General features: G+C 39.2%; 15 protein-coding genes. 2 read left to right on the forward strand and 13 right to left on the reverse strand.

Annotated elements, in window-relative coordinates:
* Positions 1-27: 27 nt before the first annotated feature.
* Positions 28-588 carry a DUF5606 family protein gene (locus VZD24_RS00185; protein WP_342686683.1) on the forward strand — a complete coding sequence of 187 codons (561 nt, stop codon included), beginning with the start codon at positions 28-30 and terminating at the stop codon, positions 586-588.
* A gap of 182 nt (positions 589-770) precedes the next feature.
* Positions 771-1,565 carry a nucleoside triphosphate pyrophosphohydrolase gene (gene mazG, locus VZD24_RS00190; protein ID WP_279447393.1) on the forward strand — a complete coding sequence of 265 codons (795 nt, stop codon included), beginning with the start codon at positions 771-773 and terminating at the stop codon, positions 1,563-1,565.
* 43 nt (positions 1,566-1,608) lie between these two features.
* On the opposite strand, the gene VZD24_RS00195 is transcribed toward mazG, so the two are convergent.
* From VZD24_RS00195 to VZD24_RS00255, 13 genes are all read right to left on the reverse strand, one after another.
* On the reverse strand, positions 1,609-3,786 hold the full coding sequence (locus VZD24_RS00195) for a DUF349 domain-containing protein (protein ID WP_342686682.1): 2,178 nt from the start codon (positions 3,784-3,786) through the stop codon (positions 1,609-1,611).
* A 102-nt stretch (positions 3,787-3,888) separates the two neighbouring features.
* Positions 3,889-4,620, reverse strand: a complete 732-nt coding sequence (locus VZD24_RS00200; protein ID WP_342686717.1) for a shikimate dehydrogenase family protein — start codon at positions 4,618-4,620, stop codon at positions 3,889-3,891.
* Positions 4,613-5,635: a DUF368 domain-containing protein gene (locus VZD24_RS00205; RefSeq protein WP_279447395.1), complete on the reverse strand. Its 1,023-nt coding sequence runs from the start codon at positions 5,633-5,635 to the stop codon at positions 4,613-4,615. Before VZD24_RS00205 ends, VZD24_RS00200 begins: the two co-directional genes overlap by 8 nt.
* A 48-nt stretch (positions 5,636-5,683) precedes the next feature.
* The gene (locus tag VZD24_RS00210) at positions 5,684-6,661 is read right to left on the reverse strand and encodes a DUF368 domain-containing protein (protein ID WP_342686681.1); all 978 of its coding nucleotides are present in this window, start codon (positions 6,659-6,661) and stop codon (positions 5,684-5,686) included.
* Positions 6,662-6,697: 36 nt separating this feature from the next.
* Entirely contained in the window at positions 6,698-8,098 is a 1,401-nt protein-coding gene (locus VZD24_RS00215) for a tetratricopeptide repeat protein (protein ID WP_342686680.1), read from the reverse strand.
* Positions 8,099-8,240: 142 nt separating this feature from the next.
* Positions 8,241-9,425: an aspartate aminotransferase family protein gene (locus VZD24_RS00220; RefSeq protein WP_342686679.1), complete on the reverse strand. Its 1,185-nt coding sequence runs from the start codon at positions 9,423-9,425 to the stop codon at positions 8,241-8,243.
* A 71-nt stretch (positions 9,426-9,496) separates the two neighbouring features.
* Entirely contained in the window at positions 9,497-11,260 is a 1,764-nt protein-coding gene (locus VZD24_RS00225) for an OstA-like protein (RefSeq protein ID WP_279447400.1), read from the reverse strand.
* Positions 11,261-11,372: 112 nt separating this feature from the next.
* Entirely contained in the window at positions 11,373-12,647 is a 1,275-nt protein-coding gene (locus VZD24_RS00230; protein WP_279447401.1) for an adenylosuccinate synthase, read from the reverse strand.
* Positions 12,648-12,653: 6 nt separating this feature from the next.
* Complete coding sequence (locus VZD24_RS00235; protein ID WP_279447402.1) at positions 12,654-13,127, reverse strand: Fur family transcriptional regulator; 474 nt, start codon at positions 13,125-13,127, stop codon at positions 12,654-12,656.
* 239 nt (positions 13,128-13,366) lie between these two features.
* Positions 13,367-15,571 carry a RelA/SpoT family protein gene (locus VZD24_RS00240; protein WP_279447404.1) on the reverse strand — a complete coding sequence of 735 codons (2,205 nt, stop codon included), beginning with the start codon at positions 15,569-15,571 and terminating at the stop codon, positions 13,367-13,369.
* 151 nt (positions 15,572-15,722) lie between these two features.
* A complete protein-coding gene (locus VZD24_RS00245) occupies positions 15,723-16,043 on the reverse strand; it encodes a hypothetical protein (protein WP_279447406.1) in 321 nt (106 codons plus the stop codon).
* A gap of 86 nt (positions 16,044-16,129) precedes the next feature.
* Positions 16,130-17,293, reverse strand: a complete 1,164-nt coding sequence (locus VZD24_RS00250) for a M28 family peptidase (RefSeq protein ID WP_342686678.1) — start codon at positions 17,291-17,293, stop codon at positions 16,130-16,132.
* Between the two features lie 169 nt (positions 17,294-17,462).
* The gene (locus tag VZD24_RS00255) at positions 17,463-17,834 is read right to left on the reverse strand and encodes a hypothetical protein (RefSeq protein ID WP_279447410.1); all 372 of its coding nucleotides are present in this window, start codon (positions 17,832-17,834) and stop codon (positions 17,463-17,465) included.
* Between the last annotated feature and the right edge of the window lie 31 nt (positions 17,835-17,865).

Raw genomic sequence — 17,865 nt, forward strand, 5'->3', positions numbered from 1 at the left:
TCCATTAAAACATTTTAAAGGTAATTTATGAGCTTAGAAAAAGTGCTTTCCATTTCAGGTAAACCTGGACTTTACAAATTAAAATCACAAACCCGAGCGGGCTTTTTGGCCGAATCGCTATTAGACGGTAAAACAATAAACGTAAGCGGTCGCCACAATGTGAGCCTGCTTTCCGAAATTGCTATTTATACCCTCACCGAAGAAGTGCCGCTTCGCGAAGTTTTCAAGAAAATTTCTGAAAAGGAAAACGGCAAGGAAACCATAAATCACAAAGCCTCCAAAGAGGAATTGGAAGAGTTCTTCTTCGGGGTTATGCCAGACTATGACGAAGATCGCGTATATGCAAGCGATATTAAAAAAGTGGTGCAATGGTATAATATGCTCATCAAAAACGGAATAACAGATTTCTCTGAAGCCGAAGAAAGCGAGGAAGACCAAACCGAAACTGACGAAACTAAAGACACAAAAAAGCCAGCCGCCAAAAAAGCCGCTGCGCCAAAGGCCGCAACTCCTAAGGCTGCTGCTCCTAAAGCTTCTTCAGCTAAAAAAGGCGGATCTACCAAAAATGCAGCTTCACGCAAAACCTAAAATTTAACTACTGAACTTTTAGGCTATTAAGTTATACAGTATAAATCCTCAAGTCCTAAATGGATTTGGGGATTTTTTGTTACGTTAAAACTGGGCAAACAAAGTAGTCGTTATTTAGTGGCAAATTATTTACATTGTAACCCACAAATCACGAATTCCAAATTAATCAATCCCGAAGCAAAATGAATTCCCGAAAAGACCAACTAAAAGCATTCGATAGATTATTAACCATTATGGATGAGTTGCGCGAGCAATGCCCGTGGGACAAAAAACAAACCATGGAAACCCTGCGCCATCTAACCATCGAAGAAACCTACGAGTTGGGCGATGCTATCTTGGAAAACAATCTGCAGGAAGTAAAAAAGGAATTGGGCGATGTGCTGTTGCATATTGTTTTTTATGCAAAAATAGGCAGCGAAACAAACCATTTTGACATCGCAGATGTATGCAATACTATTTGCGATAAGTTAATTTCGCGTCACCCACATATTTATAGCGATGTAAAGGTGAAAGATGAAGAAGAAGTAAAACGAAATTGGGAAAACTTAAAGCTAAAAGAAGGAAAAACAAGCGTATTGGAAGGCGTTCCCAAATCGCTTCCGGCCTTGGTAAAAGCCAGCAGAATTCAAGAAAAGGTCGCCGGTGTAGGATTTGACTGGGAAGAACCACAGCAGGTTTTTGAAAAATTACAGGAAGAACTCGGGGAGCTACAACACGAGATAAATGATAATAATCCTGAAAAAATAGAAGCCGAATTTGGCGATGTACTCTTCTCTATGATTAACTACGCCAGATTTCTGAATGTAAATCCTGAAAACGCGCTGGAACGTACCAATAAAAAGTTTATTAATCGCTTTCAATATTTGGAAGGCAAAGCCAAGGAAATGAACAAATCTCTAAAAGATATGACCCTGGCCGAAATGGATATATATTGGAACGAAGCCAAAAAATCAGATACCCCCTCGTCCCCCGCGTAGAGAAGCAGTGCGGTGCGTCTCTACAGGACAACAAAAATATATATTATTCCCGCACCTCTTTTATTTTCGATAATTTAGCCTTCCAAACCTCTAATTGTTCCTTGTGGCGTGCAATGTTATTATGCACTTCCTTTACCAACGGATTGCTTTCATCTACATGATGGAAAAAACCTAAATTGTTTTCCAGCTGTCTAATTTCATCCCGGGTTTCATCAATCTTTTTCGAAATAAAGAAATGCTCGTTTTGTAGTTTTCGTTCGTCTTCGCGATTTACTAACGTATTAAGTTTATTGTCAAATTTAATAAGCTCGGTTTCTTTTTTGCCCAAATCTAGCTTAGAGAATAAACCGTCTAATGTTTTATTAAATTTCTGCTCAATATTTCGCTTGTTATACGGTACGCGGCCTATTTCTTTCCAAGCGGTAATATGTTCCTTAATCGATTTTAAATCGGCTTTATGGTCGCCACTCAATTCAAAAGAATTCAGTTTTTCAAGCATTTTTTGCTTAGTTTCAAAATGTGCAACTTCTTCTTTGTTAGCCTCGTTTTTCTGGGCGTGCAATCTGTCAAAATAATGATTGCAGGCTTTTTTAAACTGCTTCCAAATTTTGTCGCTGTCCTTACGCGGTACGTGCCCGATGCTTTTCCAATCGTTCTGAATTTTCTTCATCAATTGGGTGGTGGCGTCAAAATCTTCGCTGTCCTTATTTTCCTCTGCAATTTTTATAAGCTCGCGTTTCTTTTCCAGATTAGCGTATTGCTCCTTTTTCTGGTTTTTATAAAAACTGTTTTTTAAGTGATTAAAGTTTCCGGTGGCATCTTTAAATGCCTTCCAAATTTCCTTGTTGTTTGCGCGTGGTACTCTTCCGGTGTTAAAAAATGTATCCCGAAGTTCCTGAACATTTTTAATGGCATTTTGCCAGCCCTGATGACTCGGTTTTGCTTCTTCCGCAGCCTTCTTTATAGCTTCAATTAGTTCTTTTTTCTTTTCGAGGTTTTCCTCAAAATCCTTTTCCATGGCTGCCAATTGTTCTTGGCGTCTATCGTGGATTACCTTTGTGGCCTCACTAAATTTATCCCAAACTTCGTCGCGATATTCCTTAGCAACGGGACCAATATCTTCCTTCCACATTTTGTGAAGCATCTGCAATTCGCGGAATGCCTTATTTATATCGGCTTCCTGGGTAAGTTCTTCGGCACGGGTAATAAGCTTTAACTTGGCGTCGAGATTGTGTTTAAAATCTAAGTCGCGAAACTCGCGGTTTAAATGCAAAAAGTCGTAAAAATTCTCAACGTGATGATGGTACGTATTCCAAACGGTGTTGTACTTATCTCTGGGAATAGCGCCGGCCAAGTGCCACTTTTCCTGAATTTCCTTAAAGTGCTTATACGTAGTATTTATATTTTCCTCAGCGCCTAAAAGCCCTTTTAATTCCTCAATTAATTCCCAGCGTTTGTCTAGGTTAGATTGAAGATCCTTTTTAAGATTTTTATAGTGGTTGTTGCGCTTCTCTTTATAATCGAAATAAAGCGAATTAAATTCCTTTTTTAAAGGCGTTGTATAATGAAAGTCAATAATGTTTCCGCCGTCTGCTAAAAATTCTTCCTTTTTGCGTTCCAATTCTTCATTAAACTTGCTGTTAAATTCAGAACGGATTTCTTCAACATCGTGCTTTAATTCCTGTATTTTCTTGCTCTTTAAAAGTTTGTCGAACTCTGCCACCAATTCTTTTTCCGAAAGGGTACTGTAGTCTTTTTGAGCAGTTTCCTCGGCATGCTCATCTTCTTCTTCATCTTCAGACGAGGCAACTTCCTCTTCATCTTCCTCTTCCGAAGCTTCAGTTTCCGCAACGGTCGTTTCGGTAGTATCGCTATCTGCAGATTCTATTTTTTCGTTGGTAGTTGGCTCTAAAGTATCTTTTTCAGCAACAGCTTGCTTTTCATCTACCATAGCATTTTCAACAACGGTTCCCTTTTCCAATTTTTCCGCTTCCGTAGTAGTTTTATCAGCAGCGTCATCAGTTTTTAAACTGTTTTCTGAATTTTCCTCAGAAGGTTTATCCGTTTCCGTTTTTACAGCAGTATCTTCAGTCGTAACTTCTTCTACCGTTTCTTCTTTTGAAGTTGCAGTATCTTCAGTTTCATCTTTTGTTCGCTCAGTGGTTTTGCTGGTTGAAATTTCTTTCTCGTTTTCTTCCTGTGGCAAGTTTTTGTCAGACATTTTTTTCAATGTTTAGGTTCTTTTTTCTTGGAGGGTCAATATACTAACAACTGCGCAATTGGCAAAGCACACAGCGGTTTTTTGAAATTTTTTATACGAATTTTATGAATTCCAGATTTCCCAGGCTTTCTCTGCTTGTAGCTCTAGCATTTTTAAGCCATTGCTGCATTTAGCCCCGTGTTGTTTTCCGCGTTTTAAAAATTCCGTCTCGGCGGGGTTGTAGATTAAATCGAAAAGTAAATGCTCTTTCGTAAGAAATTGATAGGGAATTGCCGGACATTCGCTTACATTCGGAAAAGTGCCCAAGGGCGTGCAGTTAACAACTAAGGAGTGATTTTCAATTGTGCTGCGGTCTATTTCAGCATAAGTTAACCTATTTGTGCCCTGCTTTCTGCTAACAAATTTATATGTGAATCCTAACTTTTCCAACGCGTACGCCACGGCTTTGGAAGCCCCGCCCGTTCCTAAAATTAATGCCGTTTTTTGCCGAAGTGGCAAATAAGACTCCAGTGCCTTTTGAAATCCGAAATAATCGGTGTTGTAACCCGTTAATCGGTTGTCTGAAGATATTTTAACAGTGTTTACAGCTCCTATTTTCTCTGCTTCAATATGTAAAGCGTTTAAATACGGAAGTATTGCCTGCTTATACGGAATAGTAACGTTTAACCCCTTTAATGATTGGTTTTCCTGCAAAACCTTTGGAAAGAGCTCAATTGTTTTTATATCGAAATTCAAATAAATGTGGGAAAGATCTTCTCTTTCAAATTTTTTGGAAAAATACGTTCTTGAAAATGAATAATCAATATTTCTGCCCAATAACCCAAACTTAGCCATGATGTCTGTTTTTATGATTGTCATACCAATCTAGGCTTAGCACGATTAAAATTCCTATAATTATAAAAACAATGGCATACATGGTTTCTGAATTAAATTCCGAAGGAAAATATCGGGTGTAGCCCACGATTATATCTCTACCATTGGCATCCACTTTTATATTGCCGAAGCTGTCAAAAACGTACTTTTCTTCCTTCCACGGCCAAACCACTCCCAACGAACCGGCAATAAACCCAATAATTACCGCGTACGTGGCTTTTTTAAATCGTTTTAAAACATAGGCCAAAAGGTGTGATAACGAAACTAAACCTACCAACGAACCCAACGAAAATACCGCCAAAACCTCTAGTAATTCAATGCGTTGTGTGTTGTAAATCCAGCTAAAATCAAATTGAAATACATCTATAAACGTATCGAATAGGGCATTTACGGAATCTACCAAAAGCAGCACATAATTCCCCAAAAGCATAAGAATAAACGAACCGGAAAGCCCCGGAAGCGTCATCCCCGAAACACTGATTATTCCGCAGAAAAATACAAAAAATAGATTGTTGTTTTCCTTGGCTGGTTCTAAGAAACTAATTGCAACTCCCGCAATTACCCCGCATAAAAGATAGGCTACGTACTTTCGATTCCAATCCCCAAAATCCTTCGCAATAAAATAAATGGAGCCGATAATCATTCCGAAGAAGGCACTCCAAACGTACAGTTCGTAATGCACTATAAGATAATCCAGAATTTTGGAAACGCTAAAATAGCTAATTACCATTCCTAAAATCAACAACCCCAAAAACTGTCCGTTTATATATTGGTAAAAACTTTTAAAACGGCCTCCCCACAGGAGCTTAAAAGCTTTCTTGTTTATTTTTTGAAGTGAATAAATAAATTCCTCGTAAAATCCAGCCACAAATGCCACTACTCCGCCCGAAACTCCAGGTACCTTATTGGCCGCACCCATCCCGAGCCCTTTTAGGACTAGCCAAGTTTTATCTGAAATGGAGCGATTTTCGTACAATGCGAATGTTTCTTGTTAAGCGTTTATAGCTACTTAATTATTGTATTTTCAATTGCCAATTGTTTCTTTTTTCGTTGCAACCCGTTCCAATAAAAAGATTGTCAGAAAACCTATTACTGCGAAAATTAACGCGTATAAAATTTGTGGATTGCCATCAAAATTTTGAGGTAGCACACTCCGTTCAATAAATGGAACTTCCTGCCCAGCGTGATTCATTCTGTATTGCAGCACTTCTTTCCACGGCCATATTTTGTTTAACGCCCCAATCATAAAACCGGTAAGTACCGCCAAAATTAGATTTTTATGATGTTTAAACATCCAGTTTAAGACTTTAGAAAATACTTTTAATCCTAAAATTGCACCCACGGCAAAGATTAATAGTTTCCCCAACGCCCCCATTATTAGCGAGCTGTTTAATGTTGTAACGCCTTCCCCAAATTGGGTTACAATACCAATAACGGTAGTGTATGCGCCCAATAGCAATAAAATAAAAGCGCCCGATATACCGGGAAGTATCATTGCTATAATTGCAATAAATCCTGCAAAAAACAGGAACCAAGTACTATCTGGCGAACCCACAGGATCTGCAATGGTAATTAAATATGATGCCACGGAGGCGAGTAATATTGCCACAATTACACTCCACCGCCAATTACTTATTTGATTGCCCACATATACAATACTGGCGATTACAAGACCGAAGAAAAACGACCAAACCAGTATCGGGTAAACGTCTAATAGATAGGTTATAAGTTTTGCAAGGGAGATTATACTTATAAAAACTCCCGAAAACAAGGCGAGTAAAAAGCCCAGATTGTAATGTTTCCAAGCTGTTATAAAACTTTCGTTTTTCCAGATTTTGAAAAAGCCAAGATCTATGTTATGAATGGTTTCAATAAGCTCTTCGTAAATTCCGGAAATAAAGGCGATAGTACCGCCGGAGACACCTGGAACAACATCGGCAGCGCCCATTGCGAGCCCTTTGGCAGTTATTGTTAAATACTGAATAAAATTTCTTTGAGGCATAGGTTTTCTTTACAAATAACCCCAAAAATACAGAAATTAAATCGAAGGATTTTTGTGTTGTTTAATTATTTCCACAACCGATTTCATTTGGATTATCTGCGGGAACAGCTCTTCGATAATCATTAAAAATTCAGGTTCAGATTTCAAGGCATTTTTAAGGTGAAATGCGCCCTTGTCGCTTTCGCTTAGCGTGTAGTACAGTCCAGAAAGACGGTATTCTATCTCGGCGTGCTCGGGGTAAAATTCCAAAGCTTGGTTAAAATTGTTTACCGCTGCTTCAAATTCGCCGAGGTTAATTAATATATCGCCGCGGGTTAACCACGATTCTATTTCGTAATTGCCTAACTCCAAGGCTTTTCTAAATCCAACTTCTGCTTCTTCAAAAAGGTTTAACTTGTTGTTTATTTTAGCATAACGCTTCCAATAATGCACGTTTTCGCCATCAATGCTTATTGCTTTTTCAATATAATATAACGCTTTTTGAAACTGCTTATTTTTTAAATAGAAATCGGTTATGGCAATCCAGCCCTTGTCTAAGAGCGAATCCTCGGCTACACATTTGGTGTAAAATTGAATCGCCATTTCGGTATTGCCCAATTTTTCGTAACATTTCCCCATTCGCAATAGCGCATAGGAGGTAGGATCGTCTAAGCCCAAAGTAATGCTATAACTATCTATCGCTTCGGTATATCTTTTTAGTTTTTCGAGTACGCGGCCCTTTTCTAGATATGCGCCAATAAAACGGTCGTCGCTAATAATGGCAAAATCGTAGGCGGCAAGCGCTTTTTTATAGTCTTTAAGCTCGTAATACATTTTACCAACTTGGTGCCAAGCAACTTCGCAATAGGGGTTTTTATTTAGGAAATCGTTTAAATAATTTATGGCAGCTTCGTATTCATCAAGAAATTCAAAACAATAGATTACGTTGTAAAGCGCTGAATAATCTTCTTCGTCTATTTCCAAACACTTTATAAAACATTGTTTCGCGTTCTGGTAATCTTCCAGAAAAAGATGTTCCATTCCCAATAATGACAAAACATCGGCCTTGTCGTCTGTAATTTCTAGGGCTTGTTCCAAAAGAAGGATTGCCTCTTTGTGCTTATCGCGGCGCGAAAAGATATTTGCTTTTTGAATGTAAATTTCCTCATTGCCCTGCTCTAATAAGTGGAGCTCGTCCAATAATTCATCTGCGATGTCTAATTGGTTTTCAAAAATGTACATTTCAATTCTAAAAAGTTTCAGATTGGTGGAAGATGGATGCTGCTCCAATCCTAATTTGGTGGCTTTTTTAGCTAGTGCAATTTTGCCGTTTTCTAGGTAATGGTGCACTATCTCTTCAAATTCCTCTGAGTCGAAAAATAGAACGCTGTTGGTTTTCAACATGGATTCAAATCTTTCCAGCGAGAAGTTGTTATGCTCGTTTGAACTTAATTGCATACGCACGTTTTAACGGGTTTCTTCTATTTTAAAGATAATAATGTATAAATAAGTTCAATAGTTATGCCGTGTTTCTTGTTAACGTACTTATCAACAAAAACGAAGCTTGTAAAAGCTTATATATAAAGGCTTTATGTGTTTTTTATTGCTGTTTTACCGCGTTTAAAACCTCTGTCAGTATTTTACAGCCTTCCTCAATTTCGTCAATACTGATTGTGAGCGGTGGCGTTATACGGATGGCGCGGCCTTCAAAAAGCAGCCAAAAAAGAACCAATCCGCGATCTTTGCAGGCGAGGATTACTTCGCTGGCAATATCTGCAGTTTCAACCATTGCCGCAAGCATTAAACCTCTTCCACGCACTTCTTTTATCATGGGGTGTTTAAGCAATTTTCTGAAAAGCTTTTCCTTTTGAAGCGTTTGCGCAATAAGATCTGTTTCGGTAATTTCCTGAAGTGTTGCCAAAGCGGCAGCGGCAATTACGGGGTTTCCGCCAAAAGTAGTAATATGCCCCAACTTAGGATTGTCCTGTAGCAAGGCCATTACCGTTCGTGAAGCCGTAAATGCACCAATTGGTAGCCCACCGCCCATTCCTTTTCCCATTACCAATATGTCGGGCGTAATGCCAAAATGTTGAAAAGCAAATAGCTTTCCGGTTCGGCCAAAACCGGGCTGTATTTCATCTAAAATTAAAAGGGTGCCGGTTTTATCACATTGCTGCCGTACTTTTTTTAGAAAATCATTCTTGGGTTCAATAAAACCGGCGCCGCCTTGAATGGTTTCCAAAATTATGGCTGCCGTTTTCTCGGTTATCTTTTGGATAGCTGCTTCGCTATTAAAATTTATAGCAAAACAATCTGGCACCAATGGTTTAAATGCATTTTTGCGTTCCTCAAAACCCATCACGCTCATCGAGCCCATAGTATTGCCGTGATATGCGTTGTTTGCGTACAAAATTTGCGTTCTTCCCGTGGCACGGCGCGCGAGCTTTAAAGCGCCCTCAATTGCCTCGGTACCACTGTTTACAAGGTATGTAGTGTCTAAACTCTTTGGGAGATTATCTGCGAGCAACTTTGCAAGGGCCACCGGTTGGTTCTGAATATACTCGCCATAAACCATAACATGCAAATATTTTTCAGCTTGTTCTTTTATTGCCGAAACAACTCGCGGATGGCAATGCCCCAATGTGCAAGCTGAAACGCCCGCAACAAAATCTAAGTGCTTTTTACCGGAAGTGTCATAAATATAACTCCCTACAGCATGCGAAATTTCCAACGCCAACGGATGGGGTGTAGTCTGCGCTTGGTATTTGTAGAAATCGTCTTTCATTTAATTGGGTGTCAGCTTTTGCATAATCGAAGCCTTCTTTGAGGTTCTTGACTGGGCTCGAACGGACATTATTAATTAATGTTTGGTATAGAATCATTCCCCTTCTTTTGGATGGAATCCCGTTTCGCTTCGCTTTCCAAAGTTTCGGGTTTGGGATCGTCGGGTCTATTTTGCAAATCTTTCGGACTCAGTTTTGATTCCTCGGGAAGTTCAATTTCATCTTCTGGCAGCTCCTCAAAAAATTCACCTTCATCTTTCGGTAACGGTATTCCAGTTATCTTCGGAAGTACGGGTGCAGGTTTTCCCTTAAATAAATCTTCTACAGCAAATAATCGTTCATCGCCCCGCCATTGAAAGCCCGGAAGCAATCGTGCATTTTCGGGTAGCAGGGAGGGCGGATACACTTTTCCATCAGCTTTTTTTATAAACCTAATTCCGGTAATTTGCTGCTCTTCCAAATACATTTGAATGGAACTGGAAACTGTATTGTTTATACCTACCAATTCGTCTTTGTCGTTTCGCGAATAATAGATTACTTGTGTGTTTTTATTGATATTTACGGTATCTAATTCATTATTTGTGAATAGCCCAATAAGCCGCTCTCCCTTTACTTGATTAAAGCCCATACTGTCTTTTTGCACCAAAAATGCATTGTTGAATACTTTAAGCGTATCGAGTTTATCGGTAATGGTATCTGAAAGTAAATGAATGGTGTCGCCAGTCATTTGGTTTTCGCCGCTCCAAAGTACAGGATTTCGCAAAAGTTTGGTAATTCCGCGTTTTTCATTCACATAAATAGAATCGCATTTTCCACTGGTTGGGTCGTCGCCAGCTTTCCCGGGTTTAAAAAGACGAGCGCGATAAAACCCTCTTAAAATTCTATTGTCCGGCTTACCGGTAACCCGCAAGGTATCTGCATGTACATAAATGGAATCTGTATCGCGTACCGTTATCGCTACAGCGCGTTTGGTAATAAAAACGGAGTCCTTTTCGCGGAAAACTTCTGCGTAATGCCCGCGGATTACACTTTTGTTGATAGTGTCTAACACGCGAATGTTATTGGTGGCAGAAGCAAAATTTTTATTGCGATCAAAATAAATACTATCGCCGTACAAGGTTCGGTTCTCGTAATCTACTTTTGAATTTTTTACAAAATAACCCGTATCCCCACGCGTGTCGTAATATCCGCGTTCACAGTAAACAGTGCTAGTTTCGCTTACAATTGTGGAAGGGCCGTAAAGATACGCAGCTCCAGACTCCGAATAAAAATCTAATTGATTGCTGTTTACGGTATATTTCGGATTAACAATTTTTACATTTTGAAGGAATTGATATTTTTTACTTTCAGCAAAATACCTACCCGATCTACTTGTTAACACGCTGGCAGTATCCTGTACCGTGCCGCCGGTTCTGTAATAAGCCTGTTGTTTTATTCGGTCAAAATAGAGAGTATCTGTTTTTAATGTGGTTTTTGGCTCGGTTAAAACTACATCGCCAGTAGCGAATGCAAACTGTGTATTTCCGTTGTATTCGGCGTATTTGCTGTTCATAGACACCGTGTCGCCTTGACTTATACGCACGTCGCCATAAGCTTTTACAAAATTACTTTTTAAGTAAACAAACGCTTGGTCGCACCACATTTCTACCCCTTCGTGCACAATATAAACTTGGCCTGTCTCGTCTTTGGTATAAATAGCCGCGTCGGGAAATTCTGGTCGTAATTCCAGATAACCGGATTGTATATCTACCTTTTGTTTTTCCTGGGCAGTAAGGGTGGCTCCATATCCGAAAAGAAGAAAAAAAAGAAAAAAACTATATATCGAATTTACTCTCAAATAATATTATGTTTAAAATCCCAAGTTTCAAATCCCAAATCCCAAATTTCAAATCCCAAGATTTTCATCCTAGCGCAGTCAAAGGGCTAAATCCCAACCTAAAACCTCCAGCTTAATCCCGATGAATGGTCTGTTTTCTATCTGGCCCAACGGAAACTATTTTAATAGGCACTTCCAGTTCTTTTTCCAGGAAATCGATATAATCATTTAAAGCTTGTGGCATTTGTGAAGCGTCAGTCATTTGGGTTAAATCTGCATGCCAGCCTTTCATTTCGGTGTAAACCGGCGTAACATTTTCGGCTTCAATATTATATGGAAAATGATGAATGGTTTCACCATTATAATTATAAGCGGTACATACTTTTAGGGTTTCAAAACCACTTAAAACGTCGCCTTTCATCATTATTAACTGGGTTACTCCATTTACCTGCACCGCATAGCGTAGTGCTACCAAATCTAACCAGCCACAGCGTCTCGGACGCCCTGTGGTTGCGCCAAACTCATTCCCGATACGGCCCATGGATTCGCCAACTTCATCAAAAAGTTCAGTAGGGAAGGGGCCACTACCCACGCGGGTTGTGTATGCTTTAAATATTCCAAAAACTTCCTTTATTTTACCCGGTGCTACCCCTAAGCCTGTACAGGCTCCGGCAGCTGTGGTATTGGATGAGGTAACAAAAGGATAGGTTCCAAAATCTATATCGAGCAACGAACCTTGAGCGCCTTCGGCAAGAATTGTTTTACCTTCCTTTTGTGCTTGATGAAGGTATTCTTCACTATCAATAAATGTTAGGTTTTTTAAGACTTCAACAGCCTTAAAGAATTCGGCTTCAAGATCGGCTAAATCGTACTGCACATCTACATTGTAAAAACCAATCATCGCTTCGTGCTTATCGGCCAAAGCTCTATATTTTTCTTGCCAATTTTCCAATTCCAGATCGCCTACCCGTATTCCGTTTCTACCTGTTTTGTCCATATAGGTAGGGCCAATTCCCTTTAAAGTAGAGCCTATTTTTGCCTTTCCTTTTGAAGCTTCGGAAGCCGCATCCAACAAGCGGTGAGTGGGTAATATAAGATGTGCTTTTCGCGAAATAAGTAAGCTCTTTTTAAGGTCTAGATTAAATTTCGCGAGATTGTCTAATTCCCTTTTAAAAATTACCGGATCAATTACAACCCCGTTGCCGACCAAATTGATGGTGCCTTCGTGAAAAATTCCACTCGGGATGGTGTGCAACACGTGTTTATGACCGTCAAATTCCAGTGTATGCCCAGCATTTGGTCCGCCCTGAAAACGTGCAATTATATTGTAGTTTTTTGTTAGAACATCGACAATTTTTCCTTTGCCTTCGTCGCCCCATTGTAGTCCAAGTAGTAAGTCTACTGCCATAATTTTTTATTGATTGTTCCCGTCATCGGATGTGGCGGGCGTTTTTTTAGTTCCGTAGAAATATAGTGAATGGTTTGTTATTTCAATATTAAAAACCTCTTCAATTGTTTTTTTGATGCTGTGGATGCGCGGGTCGCAAAACTCAATTACCTCGCCATCTGTAAGGATAACATGATCGTGATTGCGATCAAAATACGACTTTTCGTAATGAGCTTGGTTTTGGCCAAATTGATGCTTGCGTACCAAGCCGCACTCTAATAGTAATTCAATGGTATTGTAAAGCGTGGCACGGCTAACGCGGTAATTTTTATTCTTCATATTTATGTACAGCGACTCAATATCGAAATGGTCGTCGTGGTCGTAAATTTCTTGTAGAATAGCGTAGCGTTCAGGCGTTTTTCGGTGTCCCTTATCTTCGAGAAAACCGGTGAAAACATTCTTTACAATGGCCTGATTTGTTATGTCTGTTTTTGAACTCATAATTAAGTTTGCAAAGTTACTCAAATTTTAGATGTGGCATTGGCGAAATGATAGAAAATGAAAGTCATCCGTGAAATGGACCTAACCTTCACCCGACAACCCACAACCTCCAACCGATAACCGTCAACCCACAACCCACAACCGTCACCCGTCAACCGACAACCGACAACCGACAACTGACAACCGACAACTGACAACCGACAACTGACAACCGTCACCCGACAACCGTCACCCGACAATTAAATTCGCGTAACCTTATCAATTCCATTAATTTTTTTAATGTTTTCAACAAGATTGTTTAGTATGGTTTTGTTTTTTACAACTACTACAATTTTACCTGTGAAAACCCCGTCGTTACTGTCAAAATGAACACTCTTCATATCTATGTGCAGGTTGTTCGAAATTACTTTTGTCACTTCGTTTACCAACCCAATGGTATCAATACCGCTTATGGTTAAAACTGCTTTAAATTCGCGTTGGGTGCTGTCAATCCATTTGGCAGGCATAATGCGATAGCTGTAATTGCTCTGTAATTGCAATGCGTTAGGGCAATTGGTTTTATGAATTTTAATACCTTCATTAACGGTTACAAAGCCGAAAACATTATCGCCCGGAATTGGGTTACAACAGTTCGCTATTTTATAATCCAGCTTATCTTCGTTTTTGCCGAATACAAGTTGGTCAAATTTTTCGGTTATTTCCTCCTTATTAACATCTTCGGGCTTCTCTGGCTTGCGTATCCTATTTTTAAAGAAGCTAATAAATGCATTGCTTCGCGAAGCTGCAAAATCCTTCAGTTTCGGGTTGTCAATAATACCTGCCCCTACGCGGTAGTACAAGTCTAAACTCGTTTTTACCTTAAAGAAAACAACTAGTTGATTTAAGGTGTGTTCGTCTAAATTTATCTTTAAGGATTTTAATTTGCGCGCTAATATTATTTTTCCTTCTTCGGCAAGTTGTTTCTTTTCGTCTTTTAATGAAGATTTAATCTTGGAACGGGCGCGACCCGTAGTGGCATAATTTAGCCAGTTGGCCGTTGGCTTAGAGCTTTCGGAGGTTATAACTTCTACTTGATCGCCGCTTTTAAGTTCGTGGCTTAGCGGCACTAATTTTCCGTTTACTTTTGTGCCACGGGTGTGCATTCCTATTTCGGTGTGAATGTGGAATGCGAAATCCAAACCAGTTGCTCCTTTTGGAAGGGAATACAAATCGCCCTTTGGTGAAAACACGAAGATTTCCTTTGCATAGAGATTCAGTTTAAATTCCTCCACAAAATCCACCGCGCTGATTTCTGAATTCTCTAAGGTTTCCTGTAATTTGTTTAACCAATTTTCAAGACCTCCGTCGTCTTTTTCCTTGTTTTTGTATTTGTAGTGAGCAGCAAAACCTTTTTCGGCAATTTCATTCATTCGTTCACTGCGAATCTGTACTTCTACCCAGCGTCCTTTTGGCCCCATAACGGTAATGTGCAGTGCCTCGTAACCAGTAGATTTGGGTGAGGAAATCCAATCGCGCAAACGAATAGGGTTGGGGCGAAAATGATCTGTAACGATAGAATATATTTTCCAAGCAAAGAACTTTTCGTTTTCGGGGGCGCTTTTATAAATAATCCGAACGGCGAACTTGTCGTAAACCTCGTCAAAACTCACATTTTGAGCCAGCATTTTCCTTCGGATTGAAAAGATAGACTTTGGCCTACCTTTAATTTCGTATTCTAAATTTTCGGCGTCCAAAGTGTTTTTAATCACTTTTGTAAATGCTTCAATATATGCGTCCTGTTCTTCTTTGCTTTCCTTTATTCTTCCTAAAATATCTGCATAAACTTCGGGTTCGGTAAACTTTAAGCCTAAATCCTCCAATTCAGATTTTATGTTATAAAGCCCTATCCGGTGGGCTAGGGGAGCATAAATATAAAGCGTTTCCGAAGCTATTTTTTGCTGTTTATCCCGCGGCATGCTTTCCATGGTTTGCATATTGTGCAACCTATCTGCAATTTTTATAATAATTACACGAATGTCTTCATTTAACGTAAGAAGCATTTTCCGAAAGTTTTCGGCTTGCATAGAAACATCTTCGGCCATGTTTATATGTGCAATCTTAGTGAGGCCGTCTACAATTCGTGCCACCACCACGCCAAACATTCGTTCTATGTCGTCTAGGTTGTAATCGGTGTCCTCCACCACATCGTGCAAAAGGGCAGCTGCAATAGATGTAGCGTCTAATCCAATCTCCGAAGCAACGATTTTAGCGACCGCAATGGGGTGAAAAATATAAGCCTCGCCACTTTTGCGGCGCTGGTCTTTATGGGCATCTACAGCCAAGTCAAAAGCACTGCGAATCAGTTTTTTATCCTCTTTTGTGAGGGTCCTGTAACTAATTTTCAGCAACTGTTTGTATTGCTTTGCGAGCTCCTTTTTCTCTTCTTCTATTGCGGCTTCTGTCATAAACCTAAATGTACTGATAACTAATTTAATTGGCAAGAAAATTATCGCGACGCCTTAAAATACCCAGATTCGTAAAAGCACGGCTAATTCTTAAACTGAAAAGAGAAATGATAGCGGTACGCATGATTTAATCGTGAGTTATAGGATTGTTTTACCGCTCTAATAGTTTGTTCGAAACTTTATAAGTAGCCGAATATGTAAGCTCAGCCTGCGAAGTTTTAAAAGTTAAATACGCTTTATTATACCATCTTGGGTCGGTGGCTTTTTTCTTAAAATCGGTATGTGCAGCAGTTGTGTGCATTTTATTTTGCTCCCAAGTTTCAATAGTGTAAACGCCAATTCCGAAGTAGGCAACACGCTCAAGAACAATTTTGAAATCGGCTTCAGAAAATCGATGCACATCCACATCGTCGTTGTTCAGGTTTTCTAAATCTACAAAAATGTTCTTTTCTAAAAACTCTGATTGTTCCATATGCTAACGGTTGTGTTGTTTTTATAATTGCTAATTAAATGTAAAACTAGCATTCTTTAAATAAAATAAGAGGTTGAATTAATGGCTTATTCCAAAACAATTTTTTTAACTACCCGATAATTTTCGGACTGAAATATTCCGAAGTAAATTCCTCTTTTTAAACCAGATATGCTAATGTAGTTGGTTGAATTGTTTAAGGGGTTGTTATAAATCATCTTTCCCAATACATCAAATACGGTAAGCTCAATTTTTTCCGCTGGAAGTGCGCTAAATGAAACCGTAAATTGGCCCTTGGAAGGATTGGGAAAAATAACAATATTTTTAGTAAAGTCATTTTCAAAAACACCTAACGGTTCGCGTCCCAACGCAAAATGTAGAGCCGATCCCAAAGCTCCTTTGGTTACTTCAAAAACGTAATTGAGATCCATGTTTTCAATAACATCGTCTGGAGTATGCGGATAAGGCGATTCATTTGCTTCGTATAAACCGGTAATTATTTCACCATTATTTTCAAATGGCACATAGTCTGATCCGTATGCGTTTGAAATTGTAGTTTGCAAACTTGAATAAAGCCCAAAGCAGTTAGCCATTTCTTGAGTGGCCTGTGCAGATGCAGCATTGTTTGAGTTAGGCGCACTTTCGTCGCGTTCGCAAACAATTGTATTGTTGTTCATACCGGCAACACCTCCTACTTCGTCTATGTTTAAAACCAATTTTATATCTAGATTTTCTGGTATTACAGTGTTGTTTACATAGTACTCACTGCCAATTAAACCTTCTTCCTCGCCGCTAAAGTGAATAAATTTGATGGAGTATTCGGTATCTACGTTTTTTAGCAGTCTTGCCAATTCTAATAAAAGTACCGTGCCACTGCCATTATCATTGGCACCAGGGCCATTTAGGGTGTCGTAATGGCCGTCTAGTATTAAAAAGGTATTTGGGTAAACGCTCCCTGTTTTTGTAACAATTATATTTGATGTTACCTGGCCGTAAACGGTAAAGGGTTGCGTTTCAATGTCGGTATATCCCAAGGTTTGGTATCTGTTAATTATCCAGTCCTTCGCATTTTCAATAGCATTGGTTCCGGGCTCTTTAACGCCAAAATTGACCAAAGTTGTAAGGTCGTTACTTAAGTTGGCGGCTGATACGTTTTCAGCAATTTCGTTGTAAAAGGAGTTAAAAACCTGTGCCTTGCTACCCGAAATTGAAAAAACCAGAAGACAGAAAGTTAAGGGGAGTGCAAATTTCATTTTAAATTATTTTTTGCGAAAGTATTTCTTTTTCAGTTAAAACTGAACCGGGATGTCTGTTTTTGTGGAAGATAATTTAAAATCTGCATAAAGTTTTACGCCGCTTGTAAACTTTTTTAAGTTCGCAAATTCTGGATGGCAGCAATTTCACGGTTGCGTTGGGTGCCAGTTACTTTATTTTGGTAAAATAAAAGTCGGTTATATCGCTTAAAAGCAGATGTCCTTCTTCATTTACAGCATAAGACGTGGTTTTAATGTCGCCATTAAAATCTAGGGTTAGGGTGCTGTCATCCATAGTCCATTCAAAAGTCATTGCGCTGGAAATTCCTTGGGTACTGTTTCCTTCGCGCTGAAATCTAATGCCGCTATTGTTGGAGTGAAAAGTTAATTTGTACTCAAATTCATCGTTAAAATCGCTACGACGCCATTCGCCTATTAAATCTACGGTTTGCTTTTCGTCTTTTGGATCGTCATTACACGCTATTACGGAAATTGCAACAATTATAAGAAGACTTAAGTTAAGTAATTTAAAAATTTTCATGCCGTGTTTTTTCGAAATTACCATACTGCTT

Source organism: Aequorivita flava, assembly GCF_038742595.1.
Taxonomy (GTDB): Bacteria; Bacteroidota; Bacteroidia; order Flavobacteriales; family Flavobacteriaceae; genus Aequorivita; species Aequorivita marisscotiae.

Coding starts and splice junctions, on each gene's coding strand:
- VZD24_RS00215 (WP_342686680.1), bottom strand. CDS start 8,098: ATGCAATTAAGTTCAAACGAGCATAACAACTTCTCGCTGGAAAGATTT.
- VZD24_RS00195 (WP_342686682.1), bottom strand. CDS start 3,786: ATGTCTGACAAAAACTTGCCACAGGAAGAAAACGAGAAAGAAATTTCA.
- VZD24_RS00235 (WP_279447402.1), bottom strand. CDS start 13,127: ATGAGTTCAAAAACAGACATAACAAATCAGGCCATTGTAAAGAATGTT.
- VZD24_RS00220 (WP_342686679.1), bottom strand. CDS start 9,425: ATGAAAGACGATTTCTACAAATACCAAGCGCAGACTACACCCCATCCG.
- VZD24_RS00245 (WP_279447406.1), bottom strand. CDS start 16,043: ATGGAACAATCAGAGTTTTTAGAAAAGAACATTTTTGTAGATTTAGAA.
- VZD24_RS00230 (WP_279447401.1), bottom strand. CDS start 12,647: ATGGCAGTAGACTTACTACTTGGACTACAATGGGGCGACGAAGGCAAA.
- mazG (WP_279447393.1), top strand. CDS start 771: ATGAATTCCCGAAAAGACCAACTAAAAGCATTCGATAGATTATTAACC.
- VZD24_RS00250 (WP_342686678.1), bottom strand. CDS start 17,293: ATGAAATTTGCACTCCCCTTAACTTTCTGTCTTCTGGTTTTTTCAATT.
- VZD24_RS00200 (WP_342686717.1), bottom strand. CDS start 4,620: ATGGCTAAGTTTGGGTTATTGGGCAGAAATATTGATTATTCATTTTCA.
- VZD24_RS00240 (WP_279447404.1), bottom strand. CDS start 15,571: ATGACAGAAGCCGCAATAGAAGAAGAGAAAAAGGAGCTCGCAAAGCAA.
- VZD24_RS00185 (WP_342686683.1), top strand. CDS start 28: ATGAGCTTAGAAAAAGTGCTTTCCATTTCAGGTAAACCTGGACTTTAC.
- VZD24_RS00210 (WP_342686681.1), bottom strand. CDS start 6,661: ATGCCTCAAAGAAATTTTATTCAGTATTTAACAATAACTGCCAAAGGG.
- VZD24_RS00255 (WP_279447410.1), bottom strand. CDS start 17,834: ATGAAAATTTTTAAATTACTTAACTTAAGTCTTCTTATAATTGTTGCA.